We start from the raw sequence: 22,854 nt of genomic DNA on the forward strand, positions 1-22,854 counted from the left end.
AATAATTAATTTTTCTCCTGTATATTTTTCAGCCGTTCATTGGCTGCCTGAAGCAATAGCAACATTTTCTCTGTGGACTGCAGCATGTATTCGATATCATCTCTAAGGTAGGCTTTCTGCCGTTTTGCAACCTTTTCAAGCTCCACGATCTCATCTGAAAAATCTGTCGCCCCCTGATGATATTTATCCATCAATTGTGCCACCAAATCATAGAGATTTTCATGATGTACAATGCGTCCCCGTCCCCACTGAAGACGGTCTGAATTCTGGTCAAGAACATAATCTGTAAACCGCTCATAGACCTGTTTTGAAAACTGGAAAGCATAGGCATTATTATCAATCTCATATAAAGCTTCAAAAGCTGCCTCGGCATCCGGTGTCTTACGTTTCAAAGCGCGAATGGCTTTTTTCAGATACCGCAGATTATTCTGAGCCGCCTCCTGCGGAAACACGACCGCATCTTCCCATGTGAGACGAACATATTTATCCTGAGCCATCTTGAATACTTTCAGCAGAATGTTCTCAGCCTCACGGCATTGTTCAGAATCCACTCCCGCCTCATTGATATCATAAATACGGTCATAAACTTCTTCTGCCACCTCTTCTGTCTGACCCAGAAGGTTCAAAAGTGCAGTAACCCTGCTGCCGGATTTCTGGCACATCAGCACATCCAGGCTGGCAGATGCCTGCTCAAAAACTTCCGCAAAATTCAGCGGTGCCACAGACTGTCTGTCCAGATGCATCAAAAGCAGACCGTAAAGTTCATGATGGAATCGATAAGCCGCTTCATTATAATATGCATCACTGTCATACTGCGAGTGATAGTGTGTAGTCATAAATGAACCTGCACTGAATTCATTGACCATGGATGGAATGCCGCTGATAGCCACGGAAAAATCATCCGACCAGGTTTCAATCGGTGCCGATACAAGAACCCCTTCCGGATAGGCCGGTGAAAGTGCCGGCAGTGTCTTTAATGTATCTTCAAAAAAGTCTTTGTATTCATATGTACAGCGAATACCATCCAGATTGCCGTTGGAAAGTGCCGGCAATTCAAAATTGAAATCACCGATCACTTTGCCCGCCCATTCCGGATGGACATTAAACACCTCCGCATAAGCGCCGGTTGACCAGTCGTACTTGGAATCGGCAATGCCCCATTCTTCCGCAGCCATGGCGCAGAATACCCATGTATTCTCCGGCTGATAGCCCATTTTAATGAAAGCCCGGGCAATGCCAAGCATCATGGCCACCGCCGTGTTGTCATCCTGAAAACCGCTGAAATAGGAATCGTAATGAGCCGACAGAAGAATCATTCGATCCGATCGTCTGCCCGGAATCTCCCCGAGAATATTATAAGTAGAAACATCCCGCATGACCCGGCTGCTGGCATCCAGAGTGACGGTAATCTCACCTTTTTCATCCAGGCATGCCTTCAATTTCTCAGAATCTTCAAAGGACATAGAAAAAGCTGCTGCCTCCGGAGGTCCCGCGATATCCTGGGCATTCAAAGCCTTCTCGTCTACCTGTCCATATCCGCCGATCTGAACAGCGATCAGCGCTTTTGCCCCTTTCTCATGGGCCTGATACACCGGAAAATTAATCCACCATTCATCCCTCTGGTTGATCTCCGCCAGCACAATCTTTCCTGTCACATCCTTATCGGCATAATCTTTCTCGCCGCCTTTACCCACGTAAACAACCTGAAATGTTTCTGCGCCTTTTGTCACAAAATCCGTCTGATAAGCACCCAGTTGAACTTCCTGTCTCTCGCCTGCTGCATCTGCATAGGCTAAAACCGCCTTCTCAAACTCCCAACCGTCCACTTTAATCTCATCCTTACGGACATTGGATAGTCCCAAATCTTCCATATAAGACTTCAACATCTCCCCAGTCTCAAACTCTGCCTTTGAGCCCGCCGGTCGGTAGCCGAGAACAGGATTCGTGCGGTAGGCCTCCATCTGCTTGGCCAGATTGTAGGATGCTTTTATGTCTAATGATGCGATGTACTGCTGCTCTGTTGTCATTTTATGCCTTCTTTCCGCTCGTCAATCAATAAATTAATATTCTTGTTAATTATAATATCATATTTCTTTTCAGAATCATAAGAAAAAAGCAATACTATGAACGAATTCATAAATAAATCGTTCATAGTGTTGCTTTTCTAGTACTAAATAGGCTTCGCAGCCCGTTTTATATTATTGCTCTTTAAAGCGAACCGCCATATAAGCCTTGATCGCCTCTACACATCCCTCAAACCCCAGCTTGCTGCTGTCCAGACAGAGATCATAGTTACGTGCATCGGACCAGTGTTGGCCTGTGTGATACATGTAGTAATCGCCCTTCTGTTTGTCTGTCTTCTGGATGTATTTCTCCATCTGCGCCCTTGTCATACTCTGTTTCTCAAGACCGCGGTCTACGCAGTAATCAAATGGTGCATGGATGAATACGCTGACAACATTCGGATTGTCTCTCAGAATGAAATCCGCACATCGCCCGATGACAACATAAGATTCCTGTTCTGCAAGTTCTTTCAGAATCTTTGCCTGATAGTTGAAAAGATTGTCAGATGATGCAAAATCATCACTATCCGGCGGAATCACTTCACCTTTGTAGACTTTCTTGATAGCCCGGGTCAGAAATGTGTTTCTGCGGCGTTCATCCGGATTGCCGAACATCTGCAGATTCAGACCACTGTCATCAGAAGCCATACGCAAAATCTCACGGTCGTAACAGTCGATGCCCAGATCTTTGGCCAGCATCTGACCAACGGTCTTACCGCCGCTGCCGTACTGTCTTGCAATTGTAATGATTCTGTTGCTGCCCATAAAACCCCTCCTTCAAAGATCCCTCTATTCGCCTAAATAAGCTTTCTTGACTCTCTCATCATTCATCAATACCTTTGCATCGCCTTCAAGGATAATCTTGCCTGTCTCAAGGACGTAAGCTCTGTCAGCAATGGACAGTGCCTTCTTGGCATTCTGTTCTACCAAAAGAACGGTTGTACCGCTGGCACTGACAGCCTTGATGATATCGAAAATCTCATTAACGAAAATCGGAGAAAGACCCATGGAAGGCTCATCCATCAGGATGATCTTCGGCTTGGACATCAGCGCTCGGCCCATAGCCAGCATCTGCTGCTCACCGCCGCTCAATGTACCGGCCATCTGTTTCTTACGTTCCTCAAGACGTGGGAAACGCTTGTAAACCATTGCCAGTGTCTCTGCGATTTCTTTCTTATCTTTGCGTGTATAGGCTCCCATCATTAGATTATCATAAACAGAGAGTTCTGCAAAGACCCTTCTGCCTTCCGGCACATGAGCCATGCCCTCTGCTACAATCTTATAGGCCGGTGTATGGGAAATATCCTTGCCTTCAAATTCTATCTTGCCGGCTTTCTGATTGATCAGGCCGGTAACGGTATGCAGGATGGTTGTCTTGCCGGCGCCATTGGCACCGATCAACGCGATAACTTCTCCTTCATTAACTTCAAAGGAGATGCCTTTCAACGCCTGGATCACACCGTAATATACCTGTAAATCTGTGACTTTTAACATTGACATGATACTACTCTCCTTATTCTCCCAGATAGGCCTTGATAACCTTCGGGTCATTTAAAACATCACTTGTCTTGCCCTGAGCCAGTACCTGACCGAAGTTCAATACCGTCAGCTTCTGGCAGATACCGGATACAAGTTTCATATCATGTTCAATCAGAAGAACCGTCATATCAAAGTTCTTGCATACGAACTGGATGGTATCCATCAGTTCTCCTGTTTCATTCGGGTTCATGCCGGCTGCCGGTTCATCCAGAAGCAGAAGCTTCGGTTCCGTTGCAAGGGCACGGGCAATCTCCAGCTTACGCTGTTTACCATATGGAAGATTGGATGCTTTGTAATCCCATTCATCCTGAAGATTAAACACCTTCAGAAGCTCCATGGCTTTCGCATCCATTTCCTTCTCTGCCTTACGGTAAGCAGGCAGTCTTAAGATACCTGCGATTGTAGAATATTTGTAATGATTGTGCAGGCCGACTTTGACATTGTCCAAAACAGATAATTCCGAGAAAAGACGTATATTCTGGAATGTACGGGCGATACCTGCCTTATTGATCTCAATAGTACTCTTGCCTGTGATGTCTTCACCATCCAGCTTGATCACGCCGTCTGTCGGTTTGTAGACACCTGTCAGCATATTGAAAGCGGTGGTCTTGCCGGCGCCATTCGGTCCGATCAGTCCGTACAGTTCACCCTTTTCGATTGTCATATCCAGACCGTCTACCGCACGCAGACCGCCAAAGGATATTCCTAAGTTCTTCACTTCAAGCATTGCCATTATTTCGTCTCCTCCTTTACCGGCTGTGCCTGCTTCTTCGGCAGGAAACGACGGATTGTATTCATGATCTTCTCATTGTTCGTAATAATCATTGTCGCAATCAGTACAATAGCGTAAATCAGCATACGGAAGTCGTTCAGACCTCGTAAAAGTTCAGGCAACATTGTCAGCAGAACTGCAGCGATGATGGAACCACGGATATTGCCGATACCACCGAGAACAACAAATACAAGAATCATGATAGACATGTTGTAGCCAAAGTTCTTCGGCAGAGCTGTCAACGTGGACAGATTGTGGGCATAAAGCACACCTGCCACGCCTGCCAGTGCAGCTGAGATGGAAAATGCCATTAACTTATACTTTGTGATATTAATACCAACAGATTCTGCTGCAATACGGTTATCACGAATCGCCATAATCGCACGTCCGGATCTGGAATGAATCAGATTCAAAACAATGAATAATGTCACAAGAATCAGGACAATACCGATGGTAAATGTGGAATCCGTCGGTGTACCCGTGATACCCTGAGGGCCTTTGATGATCATCTCACCGTCCGCATCCATTCCAAGGGAGGCAGCATCTTTGATAGAAAAGTGAATACCATGACTGTCACGGCCAAGATAAATAACATTGACAATGTTCTTAATGATCTCACCAAAAGCCAGTGTAACGATGGCCAGGTAATCGCCTTTCAGTCTCAGAACAGGAATACCGATCAAAAGACCAAAGATACCTGCAAATACCGCACCCACAAGAATTGCCAGGAAAAATCTGAACCCTGCAGGCTGGATCACACCATTGGTAAGCTTTGAGAATGTCGCACTTGTAAAAGCACCTATACACATGAAACCTGCATGACCAAGGCTCAGCTCACCGAGAATACCGACTGTTAAGTTCAGTGAAACAGCCAGAATGGAATAAACACATAATGGCACAAGCAGGCCTTTCATCAGACTGGAAACGGCTCCGCCTGAAACAAGCAGCTGTACAATAATATAGACAATGACCACCATTGCATATGTAATCAGATTGCTCTTTGTTGTTTTGTTCAATTTCTTCTTCATCACTGTCACCTACACCTTCTCCTGTATTACCTTACCAAGGATACCTGTCGGCTTCACAACCAGAACAACGATCAGGACACCGAATACAATGGCATCTGACAGCTGTGAAGAAATATAGGCTTTGGAAAGGATCTCGATCACACCAAGAAGGATACCGCCGATCAGCGCACCCGGAATAGAGCCGATACCGCCGAATACAGCGGCAACGAAGGCTTTGATACCCGGCATGGCACCTGTATAAGGTGTCAAGGACGGATATGCAGAACAAAGGAGCACACCGGCAACGGCAGCCAGTGCTGAACCAATAGCAAATGTCAGGGAAATTGTCGCATTGACATTGATACCCATGAGCTGTGCCGCATCCTGATCTTCAGATACAGCCTGCATGGCATGTCCTGCCTTTGTCTTATTGATAAATAAAGTCAGACAGATCATGATAATCACACAGGCTAAAATGGTAACAATTGTCTCAGCTGTGATTGTCAGAGATCCCAGTTTCAGAGAAACCGCCGGTATAACGGATGTAAATGACTTCGTGTTTGCACCAAATATCAGCAGTGCTACGTTCTGAAGAAAATAGCTGACACCGATGGCAGTAATCAATACGGCCAATTTGGATGCATGTCGCAGAGGCTTGTAGGCCACCTTCTCAATAACAACACCCAGAACAAGGCAGGCAATGGCTGATATAACCACCGAAAGAATCGGATTCAGTCCAAGAGAGCTGACAGCAATGTAAACCACATAGCTGCCGACCATGATGATATCACCGTGGGCAAAGTTCAGCATCTTGGCAATGCCGTATACCATTGTATACCCCAGAGCAATAATCGCATAAACACTTCCCAGACTGATGCCATTAATCAAATAAGAAATAAATTGCATAATAACACCTCTCTGTTGTATTTTTTTAGATACTTATCAAAAAGTATAGCACATGAAAAATCTGAATTCAACCTCTTGACTTCCGCCTCATAAATGCAGGTTATAACGATTGCTGATATCAGCTCTAATCAGAAGTTATAGCTATGCTATGATGTCTTGCCAACGCAGTTCGGTATCCAGTCCGACCGTCCGGCCTGTCCGGTAATTCTCCATGTACCTAATAAAAAAGAGGACAGATCTTCCTTCAGGAATCCACTTCAATTCCCGCTCAGGAAAATCCTGTCCCCTTTATCTTTTAGTAAAATCTAAATCGATTGTACAATCGCGTCAGACACACCGATTATTCCATGGCTGTGTAAGCACCGTTTTCAATCTTAACAGCCTTAGGTTCCTTATCAGGTTCACCGGATGCTGTCCATGTGATTGTACCTGTCAGACCTTCAAGAGAGATCTCTGTCATGCCCTTCTTCATAGCTTCGCAGATATCAGAAACACTCATATCAGGTGTCACATTCTCTTTCTCAGCTGCAAGCTTGATTGCATAGATAGCATCATATGCATCTGCTGCGAACTGGATAGGTGTTTCGCCGTATTTGTCCTTGTATGCAGAAACGAATTTCTGTGTCAGATCATCCTGAGCATCTGCTGCGAATGGTGTCAGAAGCATAACGCCTTCTGCCAGAGACTGGTCGAAGTTTTCAACACCGATCAGACCGTCAAGACCGTCACAACCAAAGAACTGTGGTGCATAGCCCATTTTGTTAGCCTGTGTAATGATCAGAGAAGCTTCTGTATAGTAGATTGGCAGGAAAACAAGTTCTGCACCAGCTGCCTGTGCCTGCTGAAGAGGAACAGAGAAGTCTGTCTTGTTATCAGCAGTGAATGCACCTTCTGCTACAACTTCGATACCCTGATTAGCTGCTTCGCTCTTAAAAGATTCATAGATACCTGTTGAATAAGTATCAGAGCTATCATAGATAACTGCTACCTTTGTAGCCAGTTTGTGTTCGCCGATGTACTGTGCGGATTTCTTACCCTGGTCTGGGTCAGAGAAACATACACGGAATGCGTTGTCGTTCTGTACACATTCTACGGATGAACCGGATGGTGTTAACTGGAACATATTGTCTTCTGCTGTCTTAGCAGCTACAGAAACACATGGTGTACTTGTTACTGTACCCATCAGCATCTGCATACCCCAGTCTTTCAGGGAGTTGTAAGCGTTAACTGACTTCTCAGCATCTGCTTCATCATCCTGGAAATTGAACTCAATCTGAGTACCATTGATACCGCCTGCTGCATTGATCTCGTCAACAGCGATCTGCGCACCACGCTGTACTGCCAGACCGTACAGAGCAGCACCGCCTGTCACAGGGCCGATACCACCAATCTTAAATGTTGTACCTGCAGCGGCACTTGATTCGCCAGCGGCACTTGATTCGCCAGCTGCCTCAGTTGACTTTGCATTATCTGAACTGCCGCAGCCAGTTAATGTTGCCGCTACCATAGCAGCAACTAACATGAAACTAACTAACTTTTTCATTTTAAATCCTCCTTCTCTCATGCTTTACGTTCAATTTTATTATTATGACTTTCATTTGTCAACAGTTTCCAGTCATATCTCTTCACTTTGTCATTGTGCTAAAGACAAATAAGCATTTGTCTTTATAGGCCGGACACTTGTTTGAATCCCTCGCCCAAAACTTCACTGGTTTCACTGACAATCACAAAAGCATTCGGGTCTTTTTCGTAAATGATCGCCCGGACTCTGGCAAACTGCTGCTTGCGTACTGCACACATCAGCACATCCCTGTCCGTACCGGTATAGGCTCCCTGACCTTTCAGCAAGGTAACGCCGCGTTCCAGTTCATCCATGATCTGTGCCGCGATTTCATCATTCTTCTCTGAAACTACCATCACCATACTGCCTTTGTCCAGACCATAAATAATACTGTCAATGACCATAGAACAGCAATACAGGGAAATCAGACCATACAGGGCAGATTCCAGATTGCCGAATACAAGGACAGATACACCAATGATAATGCAGTCCACCACCATGATCATTCGGCCGATAGGCACATGAGGATACCACTTCTTCACAAGGAAAGAAATAATATCCGTACCGCCGGTTGTGGAACCCCGCAGGAAAATAATCGCCAGACCGGCACCCATCAGTACACCGCCAAAAACGCCGCCAATCATTCGGTCACCTGCATAAACCGGTGCATATCTGGCCATGACCAAATCCACCATTAAACTGCTGATCACCAGTGATTTCACTGTTTTCCATGTCAGAGATTTGCCAAGGAAAATATAGGACAAAATCAGCAGAGGGATGTTCAGCACAATGGTCATGGTACCGATTGGCAGTCCCCAAAGATAATTTAACAAAATGGCCACACCGGACATCCCGCCCGGAGCCATATTCGCCGGATTAACAAAGCAGACAATACCGGCTGCATACAATACGGAACCAACCAGATCATAGGCCAGATCCGTACAAAAACCTTTCACATTCAGTTTTTTATTCACATTTACGCCTCCGTATCCATGATTCAGGCCTGTCGTCATCCCGCAAAGGCCTGTTTTATGAAAGCAGATAGTAAAAAAGCAGTATGGCCTTTGATACGATGTGATCAGCAACCATACTGCTTCTTAGACTTGTATTATGTTAATGAAAGTTCAAGACCTTCATAACGATTAGTTTTCATCTGTTGTATCGTCTTCAGATTCACCGTCGAATGCATCATCTTCTGCTTCTTCAGGTGCAGTTTCAACAGCTGTTTCTTCTGTTTCAGCCATATCTTCATCTGCTTCTTCACCTGAGATGCCGTCGCTGAGATCAAGATATGCTTCGTCATCATCGGCCAGTGTCAGTTCTTCATTCTCGTCGATTTCTGAATCCAGTTTGATGGTACGATAACGCTTCATACCTGTACCGGCAGGAATCAGCTTGCCGAGAAGAACATTTTCTTTCAGACCGATCAGTGGGTCAACCTTACCCTTAATAGCAGCTTCTGTCAGGACTTTTGTTGTCTCCTGGAAGGACGCAGCTGACAGGAAGGAGTTTGTAGCAAGAGAAGCCTTTGTGATACCAAGCATAACCTGGACACCTTCAGCCGGTCTCTCACCCAGTTCCTTGAGGTTCTCGTTGATTTCCTCGAAGTCAAGGACGTCAACCAGTGTACCAGGCAGGAATTCTGTATCTCCGCTGTTCTCGATACGAATCTTCTTCAGCATCTGACGAACGATAACCTCAACGTGCTTATCGTTGATTTCAACACCCTGCAGACGGTATACACGCTGTACTTCCTGGATCATGTAATCCTGAACCGCACGCACGCCTTTGATTCTCAGAATATCATGTGGGTTGACGCTACCTTCTGTCAGTTCATCACCGGCTTCAAGTACCTGTCCCTCCTGAACCTTGATACGGGAACCGTAAGGGATGAGGTATGCTTTGGAATCACCTGTCTCGTCGTTTGTAATAACGATTTCACGTTTCTTCTTCGTATCGCGGATAGAAACTGTACCGCCGAACTCTGCGATGATGGCAAGACCCTTTGGTTTTCTTGCCTCGAAAAGTTCTTCGACACGAGGAAGACCCTGTGTGATATCATCACCAGCAACACCACCGGTATGGAAAGTACGCATTGTCAGCTGTGTACCAGGTTCACCGATGGACTGAGCGGCGATAATACCGACAGCTTCACCCACCTGAACAACCTGACCAGTTGCCATGTTGGCACCGTAACACTTCGCACAGATACCAAGATGTGAACGACAGGAAAGTGCTGTACGAATCTTCACCTTTGTCACGCCTGCTTCTGCAACCATAGCTGCACGCTTTGGTGTGATCATGTGATCTGCTTTTACAAGGACTTCACCTGTTGCAGGATCTACGATATCGGCAGCAGCGTAACGACCAGTCATACGTTCTTCCAGACTTTCGATAACTTCACGACCATCCATGAATGCATCGATCCACATACCCGGAATGTTCTCTGAATCTTCGCTACAGTCGATTTCACGAATGATCAGATCCTGGGATACATCAACAAGACGACGCGTCAGGTAACCTGAATCGGCTGTACGGAGGGCTGTATCGGACATACCCTTTCTGGCACCATGGGCAGAAATGAAGTACTCCAGTACGTCAAGACCTTCACGGAAGTTGGATTTGATCGGCAACTCGATGATACGGCCTGATGTATCAGCCATCAGACCACGCATGCCGGCCAGCTGTTTGATCTGCTGGTTGGAACCACGGGCACCTGAATCGGCCATCATGTAAATGTTGTTGTATTTATCAAGACCATCCAACAGAGCCTTTGTCAGCTGGTCATCTGTCTGTTTCCATGTCTCGATAACAGCTTTGTAACGTTCTTCGTCTGTAACAAGACCACGACGGTACTGTGCTGTAATCTTGGAAATTGTTGCTTCAGCACTTGCAAGAAGCTCTTTCTTAGCTTCAGGCACTGTCATATCTGAAATAGATACAGTGATGGCACTGATTGTTGAATATTTATAACCTGTTGCTTTGATGTAGTCCAGAACTTCCGCAGTCTTTGTTGCACCATGTGTATGAATACACTTGTCAATGATCTGCTTCAGCTGTTTCTTCGCTACCAGGAAGTTGATCTCCGGTACAAGGTCATTATCACGGTTCTCTCTGTCTACATAGCCAAGGTCCTGAGGAATACCTTCATTGAAGATGAAACGGCCCAGTGTGGAGGAAACAACTCTTGTTACCTCTTCTCCACCCACGATACCTGTTCTTCTGACCTTAATCGGAGCCTGAAGTGTGATAATGTGGTTCTCATAAGCAAGGAGTGCTTCATTGACATCCTTGAAGAACATACCTTCACCTTTATCCCCAGGCTTCTCAAGTGTCAGATAGTAGATACCAAGGACCATATCCTGTGAAGGAACGGCTACAGGCGCACCATCGGAAGGTTTCAACAAGTTGTTTGGAGAAAGCAGAATGAAACGGCATTCTGCCTGAGCTTCTACAAACAGCGGTACATGGACAGCCATCTGGTCACCATCGAAATCGGCGTTGAAAGCTGTACAAGCCAGCGGATGCAGCTTGATTGCCTTACCTTCTACCAGTACAGGTTCGAAGGCCTGGATACCAAGACGATGCAGTGTAGGTGCACGGTTCAACATAACCGGATGTTCTTTGATAACATCTTCCAGTACATCCCAAACTTCTGTCTGAAGACGTTCTACCATCTTCTTGGCAGACTTAATGTTGTGTGCAATGCCTCTGGATACGAGTTCTTTCATGACGAAAGGCTTGAACAGCTCGATAGCCATTTCCTTCGGCAGACCGCACTGATACAGTTTAAGTTCAGGACCAACGACGATAACGGAACGACCTGAGTAGTCAACACGTTTACCAAGAAGGTTCTGACGGAAACGGCCCTGTTTACCTTTTAACATATCTGAAAGAGATTTCAGCGCTCTGTTGCCAGGACCTGTAACAGGACGGCCACGACGACCGTTATCGATCAGGGCATCAACCGCTTCCTGAAGCATACGCTTTTCATTTCTGACAATAATGTCAGGTGCGCCCAGTTCAAGAAGACGTTTCAGTCTGTTATTTCTGTTAATGATTCGTCTGTACAGATCATTTAAATCGGATGTTGCAAAACGTCCGCCGTCTAACTGTACCATTGGACGGATATCCGGAGGAATAACCGGAATAACGGTCATGATCATCCATTCAGGCTTGTTGCCTGAGCTTCTGAAAGCTTCAACAACTTCCAGACGTTTGATGATTCTTGCACGTTTCTGGCCTGAAGATGTCTTCAGGTCTTTCTTGAGCTGAACAGCCTCTGTTTCAAGGTCAATGGCCTGCAGAAGCTCCATAATCGCTTCTGCACCCATACCTACACGGAAACTGTCTTCACCGAAGTTCTTGCACTCTTCCTGGTATTCCTTCTCAGATAATACCTGCTTGTTCTCCAGTGTTGTGCTGCCTTTATCCAGCACAACATAGGATGCAAAGTACAGAACCTTCTCAAGGTTTCTCGGTGTCATATCCAGGATCAGACCCATACGGCTAGGGATACCCTTGAAATACCAGATATGAGAAACCGGAGCTGCAAGCTCAATGTGGCCCATACGTTCACGACGAACGCTGGATTTTGTAACTTCAACGCCGCATCGATCGCAGACTACGCCTTTGTAACGGATCTTCTTGTACTTACCGCAATGGCATTCCCAGTCCTTGCTAGGTCCGAAAATCTTTTCGCAGTACAGACCATCCTTCTCAGGCTTTAATGTTCTATAGTTAATCGTTTCAGGCTTCTTGACTTCGCCATGGGACCACTGTCTGATCTTCTCAGGGGAAGCCAGACCAATCTTAATGGCGTCGAAAGTCATTGGCTGATAAGCTTCATTACTAACTGTTTCTGGCATGAATGGCACTCCCTTCTCTATTCGTTGTCAGAATCTTCTCCATAAAACTCTTCTGTATCGTCATCGGCACTGCCCTCATCTTCAACATCTACAAACTCACCATCACTGTTGACAGTCTGCTGTTTGTGGACATAATCGCCAAGGGATTCTTCTGTATCAAATCTGAAACCGCCATCGCCCTGCATGATGCTGTTGAAATCGTCATCACCGTAATCAACCGTTTCACCAAGTTCAACTTCTGTCTGGTCATCACGAAGGACTCTGACATCCAGTGCCAGTGACTGCAGCTCTTTGAGCAATACCTTGAAGGATTCAGGAATACCCGGCTCGGAAATATTCTCGCCCTTGATGATGGCTTCGTATGCTTTCACACGACCTGTCACATCATCGGACTTGAATGTCAGGATTTCCTGAAGTGTATATGCTGCACCGTATGCTTCCAGTGCCCAAACCTCCATTTCACCGAAACGCTGTCCGCCGAACTGAGCTTTACCACCAAGAGGCTGCTGTGTAACAAGGGCATAAGGACCTGTGGAACGTGCATGGATCTTATCATCAACCAGATGATGCAGTTTCAGATAATGCATGAAACCGATTGTAACCGGGCTGTCGAATTCTTCACCTGTACGGCCGTCTCTTAACTGAACCTTACCTGTACGGCTGATCGGAACACCCTTCCACTCTTCTCTGTAAGCCTTGTTCTCATCAAGATAATTGTATACTTTTTCATCCAGGGTATCTTTCCACTTCGCGGAGAATTCTTCCCAGGATGTATTGACATAATCATTGGCCAGTTCCAGTGTATCCATGATGTCATTTTCATCGGCACCATTGAATACAGGTGTCTCAATCTTGAATCCAAGTGCTCTTGCAGCAAGACCAAGATGGATTTCCAGGACCTGTCCGATATTCATACGTGAAGGCACGCCCAGAGGGTTCAGCACGATATCAAGCGGACGACCGTTTGGAAGGAATGGCATATCTTCAACAGGCAGAATACGGGAAACGACACCCTTATTACCATGTCGGCCGGCCATCTTATCACCAACGGAAATCTTTCTCTTCTGTGCAATATAAACACGTACACACTGATTAACACCAGGTGACAGTTCATCACCGTTTTCTCTTGTAAATACCTTTGCATCCAGAATGATACCATATTCACCATGTGGTACCTTCAGGGATGTATCTCTGACTTCACGTGCTTTCTCACCAAAGATGGCACGGAGCAGTCTTTCTTCTGCTGTCAGCTCTGTTTCACCCTTTGGTGTAACCTTACCAACAAGGATATCTCCGGCACGAACCTCAGCACCAACACGGATGATACCTCTTTCATCCAGGTTCTTCAGCGCATCATCACCGACACCCGGTACATCACGTGTGATCTCTTCAGGTCCGAGCTTTGTATCTCTGGCTTCTGCTTCGTATTCGGAAATATGGATAGATGTATAAACATCTTCCTGTACAAGGCGTTCACTTAACAGAACGGCATCCTCGAAGTTGTAGCCTTCCCATGTCATGAAACCGATCAGTGGGTTCTTACCAAGGGCTAATTCACCCTGTGATGTAGAAGGACCATCGGCCAGAACATCGCCTTTTTCTACTCTGTCGCCTCTGAATACAATCGGACGCTGGTTGTAGCATGCACCCTGGTTGGATCCGGAGAACTTGAGCAGCTTGTAAGTGTCTCTTGTACCGTCATCAGCCTTGATAATGACTTCATTAGATGCGGAGCGCTCTACAACACCGCCGCGTTTTGCAACAACGCAGACACCTGAGTCTACGGCTGCTTTGGCTTCCATACCTGTGCCGACTACCGGTGAGTCAGTCAGCATCAAAGGAACGGCCTGACGCTGCATGTTGGAACCCATCAGGGCACGGTTCGCATCATCGTTCTGCAGGAAAGGAATCATAGATGTCGCAACAGAGAATACCATTCTAGGAGATACATCCATCAGATCCACCTGTGAACGCTGGAAAGATGTTGTCTCTTCACGATAACGACCGGAAACTGTCTTGTTCACGAAGTAACCGTTCTCATCGATTGGCTCATTGGCCTGTGCAACTCTGAACTTATCTTCTTCATCGGCTGTCAGATAAGCAACCTCATCTGTAACACGCGGATTCTTAGGATCTGTCTTGTCAAGGATTCTGTAAGGTGCCTCGATGAAACCGTACTGATTGATTCTTGCGAAACTTGCAAGGGAGTTGATCAGACCGATGTTAGGGCCTTCAGGCGTCTCGACAGGACACATTCTGCCGTAATGTGTATAATGTACGTCTCGAACTTCGAAACCGGCTCTGTCTCGTGAAAGACCGCCAGGACCCAGGGCAGAAAGACGTCTCTTATGTGTTAACTCAGAAAGTGGGTTATTCTGATCCATGAACTGTGACAGCTGGGAGCTTCCGAAGAATTCCTTCACTGCTGCAGTTACAGGCTTGATATTGATCAGAGACTGTGCAGAAACACCTTCCAGATCCTGTGTCGTCATACGTTCACGTACCACACGTTCCATTCTGGAAAGGCCGATTCTGTACTGGTTCTGAAGCAGCTCGCCGACAGCTCTGATACGACGGTTGCCCAAATGGTCAATATCATCTGCATTGCCCACACCATATTCAAGATGCATGTTGTAGTTGATAGAAGCAAAGATATCTTCCTTTGTGATATGCATAGGAACAAGATCTGCTGCGTTCTTCTTAATTGCATCCTTAATATCTTCAATGTCTTCGTTCTCATCAAGGATCTGACGAAGAACCGGATAATAAACATACTTTTCAGTAATGCCCAGTGTTTCTGGATCAACATCCACGAAACTAGTAAGCTCTACCATCATGTTGGAGAGGACCTTCTCAACACGTTCTTCTGTCTGAACATACACAGCAGCAACGCCTGCATTCTGGATCTTCTGAGCCAGATCTTCTGTTACCATTGTGTCTGCTTCTGCAATAATCTCGCCTGTTGTCTCATCTACAACATCTTCAGCCAGTGCAAAACCTGTGATACGGTTCTTCAATGCCAGCTTCTTGTTGAACTTATAACGGCCAACCTTAGCCAGATCATATCTTCTAGGATCGAAGAACATCGCATTGATCAGACTCTCAGCACTTTCTACAGCCAGAGGTTCACCCGGACGGATCTTCTTGTATAATTCAAGCAGACCGCTCTGGTAACTGTCTGATACATCTTTGTTGCTGGACAGTGTTGCCATGATCTTTGGTTCCTCACCGAAGAGATCGATGATCTCCTGGTTCGTACCAACACCCAGTGCACGGATCAGCACTGTAACAGGTACCTTACGTGTTCTGTCCACACGTACATAGTAAATATCGTTGGAATCTGTCTCATATTCCAGCCATGCACCACGGTTCGGGATAACAGTTGCGGAGTAAAGCTCCTTACCAAGCTTATCATGACCCACACCATAGTAAATACCAGGGGAACGTACCAGCTGGCTGACGATAACTCGCTCAGCACCATTGATAACGAATGTACCTGTTGCTGTCATCAGCGGCAGATCTCCCATGAAGATCTCATGCTCGCTGAAACTATCTGTTTCTTTATTAATTAAACGAACTTTCACCTTTAAAGGTGCCGCATATGTTGCATCACGCTCTTTACATTCCTCGATGGAATACTTTGCTTCCTCTTCACATAAACTGAAATCTGTGAACTCAAGACTAAGATGACCACTATAGTCTGTGATTGGAGAAATGTCTTCAAAAACTTCCTTCAGGCCCTTCTTCAGGAACCAATCGTAGGAATTTTTCTGAACTTCAATGAGATTCGGCATCTCAAGAACTTCCTTCTGACGGGAATAGCTCATACGGATGTTTCTACCTGATTTAACCGGTTTAATTCTGCTTTTATTCATTGACGTTTTTCACTCCCTGAATGATAAATCAACAAGTTCTATCTGCTTATCAGGCTAATGCGCCTAATATACCATAATAATGCAGTAATATATACTAACATAATTTTCAAGTTCTGTCAACAAGTTTCTGTTCTGTAAATTAATTTTTTACATAAAAAAGAGACTGCCGCACTTTTCTTCCTTCGTACGACAGTCTCCTGTGTGTTATTCATAAGACTGAATTAACTGAATATTCTTAATTTCGTAATCATTAAATACAGATGTAGAGAAATCTTCCGGATTCACAGTGCCCTTATACCAGGACTTGCCGTTGAAATAAGCCTGAAGTTCACTGTCGTTGAACTTACGTCCATGACGGGCATAAATCTCATTACGTGCGATCATCAGCTGATAGCTGGAAAGATTCTTCACATCGGAAGCTGACAGGTACTGACTGCTGCTGCCCGGCAAAACATAATCTGACGATGCGCTGCTGTTAGAACTGCTGCTGTTGTTCTTACTGCTGTCCTTCTTCGTCTCAGTTGTCTGATTCTTCTTGGATTCAGCCGCTTTTGATTCGGCTGCCTTGGACTCTGCAGCCTTAGATTCAGCTGCACGCTTTGCCTCAGCCTCTGACTCTGCCTTCGCCTGCTCTGCCGCCTTCTTGTCATCGATGGTCTTCTTCAAGGCTGTAACATCTGTCTTCCAGGAATTCAGTGTTGTCACTGCCTGTGCGTAATTCTCTTCTTTGGTGTACTTCTCCACTTCATTACTGTAGGCATCCAGTTTCTTCTGGTCATCCGCACTGACATAATCCTTGTCGAGGCTGACACTGGAAATGTCATTCTTCAGATTCTGGATCACTTTCAGATTGTCTGACTTCAGATTCGTAGCTAAGGCATCCAGCTGTTTCTGGAAATCGCTGACCTTCTCATAATCACAGTCCTTCTGAGCTGCTTCGACATCTTTCTTCAATGTCTCATATGTGGCCTTATAATCATCTGTGATGGAATACGTTGAAAGTGCCTGATCAATACCGGAAGCAAAAGCATCCAGTGACGTCTTGCCGTTGGAAACGGTTGTGTAAGTATTCTCTACTTCACCCCATTTCTTGTCCAGTTCTTCCATCTTCTTGAGGTCTCCGGCATCAATCGCATCCTGGCACTCTTTCATGAAATCTGTAAAATAGGACTGATGGGAACCAAAATCCCTGCCGTCCAGTTTCTCAGACTGGAATGCAGCCACTTTCTGTGAAAAATCAGCCAGTTCCTTCTTATTTGCCTGCATCTTGTAAGCAAAAGCAGCACCGCCTGCCAATGCGATCAACACAATAACAACAATTGCAACAAGACCCTTTTTGCTCTTTTTCTTCTTTGCAGTCGGAACGATTTCAACGTCATCCTCAAAAGGCTCTCCCAGCCATTCTGCCTCTTTCTTACGTTCCTTCATTTCACGTTTGCGCTGTGCGGCACTCTTCTTATCGTCCTTCTCACGCTCTTCACGACGTCTTTCTAACTCTTCTTTTTTCTTCTGGCGCTGTTCTTCCAGCTCCTTCTCCTGAGCTTCAATCTCTTCTATTTCCTTCAGATAATCAAAATCATCATCTGCATTCGCATTCGCCTCTGTATTCACATCCATATCAGCATCTTCCGCAGATGTATGCTCATCTAAATCCAAATTGATGGTTTCATCATTTCTATCTTCTGTATTGCTCATTCATTCCCCTCCATTCTCAACTTGTTACATATATATTACAAATTATAAACCATTCACCCTTTAAAGTCAATTTGAACTGTTCCTCCCCCGCGCAATCTGCAAAATCTTAAGGTTTTCGTTATTATTTTGGAAATTTTGTTCTGAATCTCTCCATTAATTCTCAGTTTTTGTCTTTATCTGCAAATTATAATAGGAAGCAATGGCATCTGCATCAGCCGTTCCCATTGCCTTCAACTGCGCCTCGTCTTTCAAAATAGCATTGTCGTGTGGATTGTCCATATAAGCATGCTCAATGATCATCCCAGGATGTCCTCCCTCCACACTGTAACTGATGAGATAATACCAGTCCTGTACACTGCCGTCATCATAATGTCCTTTTTCCTCTTTTGTCCGGACAAATACCCCTCTCGGATTTAGATCAAGCTGTGCCAAATTATCCAGCACCATCTGTCCCAGCTTTTTGCCCTCTTCCGTATAGGCACTGTAATTCGACACATAGACTTCTGTCCCATTGGCTTCTGCCCCGTATACACCGGTTGTCCCGTTATTATGCAGGCTTACAAAAAGATCTGCACCCAAATCCGTGGCATATCCTGTCCTTTTCTCAATGCAGTACTCTCCCTGATGTTCGGCATCCGGGCAGCTGCCATCCTCCCTTGTCATATAAACATCCACGCCTTGATACTGCTGCAGTCTGTCTCTGCAGGCCAGCGCAATCGTCAAATTCAGATCCTGCTCATTCACCCCCAGATCCGGATGATTTCTCGTGCAATACTCCGAATCATGCCCAGGATCCAACACAATCACAATCGGATCTGTTTCCGTTTCTATTTCAGTTTCTGTCTCAAACCCATTTTCTGTCTCTGCTTCTGCCGACACGATCTCCTCTGATTCAGACACTGTCTCAGAATCACTCGCCGACACCGATTCTGCCGTATTCGCTTTAGCATTCGGATTACCGCATCCCCCAAGCATTAATCCTGCCAGAAGCACCGCAGCTATATAGCATCCAGGCTTTCTCTGCTTCATCTGTGTATAAATCTCCTTTTTAGTGCAATGAATTATTAAAAAAATATGCCCTCTCACGTTTCCCATATGATGACTCACACCGGCAAGTGTGGTTCAGCTTTGCTGGATACACATACAACAAAAGGCACCTCCGAAGAGATGCCTTCCATATCAAATTGAAAAGTACAATTATTTAACTGTAACTTTAGCGCCTTCAGCTTCAAGTTTAGCCTTGATTTCTTCAGCTTCTTCTTTGCTAACAGCTTCTTTAAGTGTCTTAGGAGCGCTGTCAACTGCTTCTTTAGCTTCTTTAAGACCAAGACCTGTGATTTCACGAACAACTTTGATAACCTTAACTTTGTTAGGGCCAACTTCTGTTAATTCAACGTCGAATTCAGTCTTTTCTTCTGCTGCTTCACCAGCGCCTGCTGCTGCTACAACAACACCTGCTGCTGCGGATACACCAAATTCTTCTTCACATGCTTTTACTAATTCATTTAACTCTAATACTGATAACTCTTTAATAGCTTCGATAAATTCAGCTGTTGTTAATTTTGCCATTTTAAAATACCTCCGTTTTTAGATTTTATGCAACTTCTTCTTTGCTTTCAGCGATCTGCTTAATAACACGAGCAAAGTTGGTAATAGGGGACTGGATACTTCCAAGTAATTTTCCGAGCAGTACTTCTCTTGATGGAATTGTAGCGATAACCTGGATCATCTTCTCATCATAGAATGTACCATCTACAACACCGCCCTTAAGTTCAAGGTTCGGCATTTTCTTAGCTGCTTCATATAAAACTCTAGCTGGAGCTGTTGCATCTGAAGCGCTTGTTGCGATAGCTGTTGGGCCTTCGCAAAGATCTGTTACAGCTTCAAATACTGTACCTTTAACTGCACGTTTGATTAAAGTATTCTTGTATACCTTATAATCAACGCCAGCTTCTCTTAAAGCCTTACGAAGCTGTGTATCTTCTTCTACTGTCAGACCACGATAGTCAACCAGAACCATTGCCTGAGCATCTGCTAAATAACCAGCGATCTCATCAACGATTGGCTGTTTGATTTCTACTTTTGCCATTATTGGTGCACCTCCTTATAGAATAATCGTGTGTACCGCCAAAAAAGACCTCTCCGGCTGCCCAGAGAGGTCTTGATATAAGTCGAGTTCATAAAGAACACCTATAATCTCCCTCGGTAGGCGTTTTCTCCTTATGCCTTACGGCACCTACTGTCTTTGGCAGTTTTGCTCTGATATTATATCATCATTTATGTTGGTTGTCAATCAAAAAACCACAACAAATTAAAAATAATTAAACAAGTTTAACTGGGTTTAATTTGATACCAGGGCCCATTGTAGATGTGATTGTTACACTTTTCAGGTACTGACCCTTAGCAGCTGCTGGTTTTGCCTTAACGATTGCGCCCATTAATGTATGGAAGTTGTCCGCTAACTGTTCTTCTGTGAAAGAAGCTTTACCAACTGGTACGTGGATAATGTTTGTCTTATCCAGTCTGTATTCAATCTTACCAGCTTTGATATCATTAACAGCCTTTGTAACATCCATTGTAACTGTACCAGCTTTTGGGTTTGGCATTAAGCCTTTAGGACCGAGTACACGACCAAGACGACCAACAACACCCATCATATCCGGTGTAGCAACTACAACATCAAAGTCAAGCCATCCTTCGTTCTGGATCTTCGGAACGAGTTCCTGTCCACCTACGAAATCAGCACCTGCTGCCTGAGCTTCTTCTACTTTGTCGCCCTTAGCAAATACAAGTACTCTAACCTTCTTACCTGTACCATGAGGCAGTACAACTGCGCCACGTACCTGCTGATCAGCATGACGGCCATCAACACCCAGTTTGATATGAGCTTCGATTGTCTCGTCAAACTTTGCGTTTGCTGTCTTCTTAATGATACTAACTGCTTCTTCTACATCATAAAGATTTGTACGATCTACTAATTTGGCAGATTCTACATATCTCTTACCTTTTTTCATGATAAATCCTCCTTGTGGTAATATCGGGAGCGACCCTCCCACTGTTATTTAACAAGTATTCGTATTAGTCTTCTACTGTGATACCCATGCTTCTTGCTGTACCAGCGATCATGCTGATAGCTGCATCGATGGATGCTGCATTTAAGTCAGGCATCTTCAGTTCTGCAATCTTCTGAACTTCTGCTCTGGAGATAGTAGCTACTTTCTGCTTCTTGGAGTTTGCAGAACCGGACTCAATCTTGCAAGCTTTCTTTAATAACATAGCTGCAGGTGGAGTCTTTGTGATGAAGCTGAAGCTTCTATCATTATAAACAGTGATAACAACTGGGATAATCATACCAGCCTGATCAGCTGTTCTAGCATTGAATTCCTTTGTGAACTGTACAATATTAACACCGTGCTGGCCTAATGCCGGACCTACTGGTGGAGCCGGTGTAGCCTTTGCTGCAGGGATCTGTAATTTAATATATCCTGTTACTTTCTTCGCCATTATTAGCGCACCTCCTGAAAATTGTGGTAATGTCGGGGATTTCCCTCCCACTGTCCATGACCCAGGTCATGAACCGTACGTAAATGTTACATTTTCCTGATATCTAAGAAACTGATTTCGACTGCTGTCTCACGGCCAAACATATCAAGTCCGACAGTTACTGTTCCATTCGCTGAATTCACAGACTGCACGATGCCTTCTTTGTCCTGCCATGCACCAGATACAATATTGACCATGTCGCCCTCTTCAATATCAACAAGAATCATCTGATCCGGCTCATCCTTCTCAGCGTCATTCATATTGATTCCCATTGCAGTCATCTCTTCCTCAGTCAGAGGAACCGGCTTGGATTCCGGACCAACGAAACCTGTGACACCGCGGGTATTGCGGACAACATACCATGTCTCATCGTTCATGATCATATGGAGTAAAACATAGCCCGGGAAAAGTTTCTTCTGAACCGTTTTCTTCTTGCCGTCTTTTACCTCAATGACCTCCTGAACAGGCACCTGAACATCAAGGATCTGGTCCTCCAGATGAAGATTCTGAATAGACTTGTCAATATTCGTTTTAACCTTATTCTCATAACCGGAATAGGTATGAACTACATACCACATCGGGTCTTCCAAATATTCATTCCTGTCTGCCATATTCTCACCCTTCTGTTATAATGAAATAATTACGTCTGTCAACAGAAGTAAAACTCTGTCTAATACAGCAATAATTACTCCAAGCAGTACGGAAACAGCAAGGACAACAGCGGACCTTCTGGCAGCTTCTTCCTTTGTCGGCCAGATGATTCTCTTGAACTGAGCTTTAATGGCGTCCAACCAATTTGTTTTCTTAGTTGTCTCATTAGTTGCATTGCCCATGTTATTCACTCCTCACAGTCATCCTAAATTACTTTGTTTCTTTGTGTAATGTGTGTTTCTTACAGAACTTACAATATTTCTTTGTTTCCATTCTGTCAGGATGAGTCTTCTTCTCTTTTGTCATGTTGTAATTACGCTGTTTGCATTCTGTACATGCCAATGTTATCTTAACGCGCACAACTTCCACCTCCG

The 22,854-nt window shown here is 45.0% G+C and carries 19 protein-coding genes and 1 other annotated feature; all 19 genes read right to left on the reverse strand.

Going from position 1 to position 22,854, the window contains the following annotated elements; translation table 11 throughout:
• Nucleotides 1-5 precede the first annotated feature (5 nt).
• The 19 genes from NBH03_RS10545 to rpmG all read right to left on the reverse strand — a co-directional run bounded on the left by NBH03_RS10545 (nucleotide 6) and on the right by rpmG (nucleotide 22,840).
• Nucleotides 6-2,027: a M28 family peptidase gene (locus tag NBH03_RS10545; RefSeq protein ID WP_250799555.1), complete on the reverse strand. Its 2,022-nt coding sequence runs from the start codon at nucleotides 2,025-2,027 to the stop codon at nucleotides 6-8.
• Nucleotides 2,028-2,198: 171 nt separating this feature from the next.
• Entirely contained in the window at nucleotides 2,199-2,828 is a 630-nt protein-coding gene (locus NBH03_RS10550; protein ID WP_117528228.1) for a cytidylate kinase-like family protein, read from the reverse strand.
• A gap of 24 nt (nucleotides 2,829-2,852) precedes the next feature.
• Nucleotides 2,853-3,563 (reverse strand): ABC transporter ATP-binding protein, encoded by a 711-nt coding sequence (locus NBH03_RS10555; protein ID WP_117528225.1) that lies wholly within the window; start codon nucleotides 3,561-3,563, stop codon nucleotides 2,853-2,855.
• A gap of 13 nt (nucleotides 3,564-3,576) precedes the next feature.
• A complete protein-coding gene (locus NBH03_RS10560; RefSeq protein ID WP_117541146.1) occupies nucleotides 3,577-4,335 on the reverse strand; it encodes an ABC transporter ATP-binding protein in 759 nt (252 codons plus the stop codon).
• Nucleotides 4,335-5,402 carry a branched-chain amino acid ABC transporter permease gene (locus NBH03_RS10565; protein ID WP_250799592.1) on the reverse strand — a complete coding sequence of 356 codons (1,068 nt, stop codon included), beginning with the start codon at nucleotides 5,400-5,402 and terminating at the stop codon, nucleotides 4,335-4,337. Before NBH03_RS10565 ends, NBH03_RS10560 begins: the two co-directional genes overlap by 1 nt.
• A gap of 9 nt (nucleotides 5,403-5,411) precedes the next feature.
• Complete coding sequence (locus tag NBH03_RS10570) at nucleotides 5,412-6,287, reverse strand: branched-chain amino acid ABC transporter permease (protein ID WP_250799556.1); 876 nt, start codon at nucleotides 6,285-6,287, stop codon at nucleotides 5,412-5,414.
• 340 nt (nucleotides 6,288-6,627) lie between these two features.
• On the reverse strand, nucleotides 6,628-7,830 hold the full coding sequence (locus tag NBH03_RS10575; protein WP_250799557.1) for an ABC transporter substrate-binding protein: 1,203 nt from the start codon (nucleotides 7,828-7,830) through the stop codon (nucleotides 6,628-6,630).
• 122 nt (nucleotides 7,831-7,952) lie between these two features.
• A complete protein-coding gene (locus NBH03_RS10580) occupies nucleotides 7,953-8,822 on the reverse strand; it encodes a YitT family protein (RefSeq protein ID WP_250799560.1) in 870 nt (289 codons plus the stop codon).
• 168 nt (nucleotides 8,823-8,990) lie between these two features.
• A complete protein-coding gene (rpoC, locus tag NBH03_RS10585; protein ID WP_015513676.1) occupies nucleotides 8,991-12,716 on the reverse strand; it encodes a DNA-directed RNA polymerase subunit beta' in 3,726 nt (1,241 codons plus the stop codon).
• A 17-nt stretch (nucleotides 12,717-12,733) separates the two neighbouring features.
• On the reverse strand, nucleotides 12,734-16,591 hold the full coding sequence (gene rpoB / locus NBH03_RS10590; RefSeq protein ID WP_015513675.1) for a DNA-directed RNA polymerase subunit beta: 3,858 nt from the start codon (nucleotides 16,589-16,591) through the stop codon (nucleotides 12,734-12,736).
• Between the two features lie 204 nt (nucleotides 16,592-16,795).
• Nucleotides 16,796-18,286: a YARHG domain-containing protein gene (locus NBH03_RS10595; protein ID WP_250799564.1), complete on the reverse strand. Its 1,491-nt coding sequence runs from the start codon at nucleotides 18,284-18,286 to the stop codon at nucleotides 16,796-16,798.
• Between the two features lie 153 nt (nucleotides 18,287-18,439).
• Nucleotides 18,440-19,315 (reverse strand): N-acetylmuramoyl-L-alanine amidase family protein, encoded by an 876-nt coding sequence (locus tag NBH03_RS10600; protein WP_250799569.1) that lies wholly within the window; start codon nucleotides 19,313-19,315, stop codon nucleotides 18,440-18,442.
• A gap of 168 nt (nucleotides 19,316-19,483) precedes the next feature.
• Nucleotides 19,484-19,855 carry a 50S ribosomal protein L7/L12 gene (gene rplL, locus NBH03_RS10605; protein ID WP_215689745.1) on the reverse strand — a complete coding sequence of 124 codons (372 nt, stop codon included), beginning with the start codon at nucleotides 19,853-19,855 and terminating at the stop codon, nucleotides 19,484-19,486.
• A gap of 25 nt (nucleotides 19,856-19,880) precedes the next feature.
• Entirely contained in the window at nucleotides 19,881-20,375 is a 495-nt protein-coding gene (gene rplJ, locus NBH03_RS10610; RefSeq protein WP_015513671.1) for a 50S ribosomal protein L10, read from the reverse strand.
• A 31-nt stretch (nucleotides 20,376-20,406) separates the two neighbouring features.
• Nucleotides 20,407-20,553 (reverse strand) — a sequence feature (ribosomal protein L10 leader region).
• Between the two features lie 54 nt (nucleotides 20,554-20,607).
• Nucleotides 20,608-21,300 carry a 50S ribosomal protein L1 gene (rplA, locus tag NBH03_RS10615; RefSeq protein ID WP_215689744.1) on the reverse strand — a complete coding sequence of 231 codons (693 nt, stop codon included), beginning with the start codon at nucleotides 21,298-21,300 and terminating at the stop codon, nucleotides 20,608-20,610.
• 64 nt (nucleotides 21,301-21,364) lie between these two features.
• Nucleotides 21,365-21,790: a 50S ribosomal protein L11 gene (gene rplK / locus NBH03_RS10620; RefSeq protein ID WP_015513669.1), complete on the reverse strand. Its 426-nt coding sequence runs from the start codon at nucleotides 21,788-21,790 to the stop codon at nucleotides 21,365-21,367.
• An 86-nt stretch (nucleotides 21,791-21,876) separates the two neighbouring features.
• Entirely contained in the window at nucleotides 21,877-22,419 is a 543-nt protein-coding gene (nusG, locus tag NBH03_RS10625) for a transcription termination/antitermination protein NusG (RefSeq protein WP_215689789.1), read from the reverse strand.
• Nucleotides 22,420-22,455: 36 nt separating this feature from the next.
• Nucleotides 22,456-22,662: a preprotein translocase subunit SecE gene (gene secE / locus NBH03_RS10630; RefSeq protein WP_015513667.1), complete on the reverse strand. Its 207-nt coding sequence runs from the start codon at nucleotides 22,660-22,662 to the stop codon at nucleotides 22,456-22,458.
• A gap of 28 nt (nucleotides 22,663-22,690) precedes the next feature.
• Nucleotides 22,691-22,840, reverse strand: coding sequence for a 50S ribosomal protein L33 (rpmG, locus tag NBH03_RS10635; RefSeq protein WP_117528862.1), 150 nt, complete (start codon nucleotides 22,838-22,840; stop codon nucleotides 22,691-22,693).
• Between the last annotated feature and the right edge of the window lie 14 nt (nucleotides 22,841-22,854).

It is taken from the genome of Coprococcus intestinalis (assembly GCF_023656595.1).
Taxonomy (GTDB): Bacteria; Bacillota; Clostridia; order Lachnospirales; family Lachnospiraceae; genus Coprococcus_A; species Coprococcus_A intestinihominis.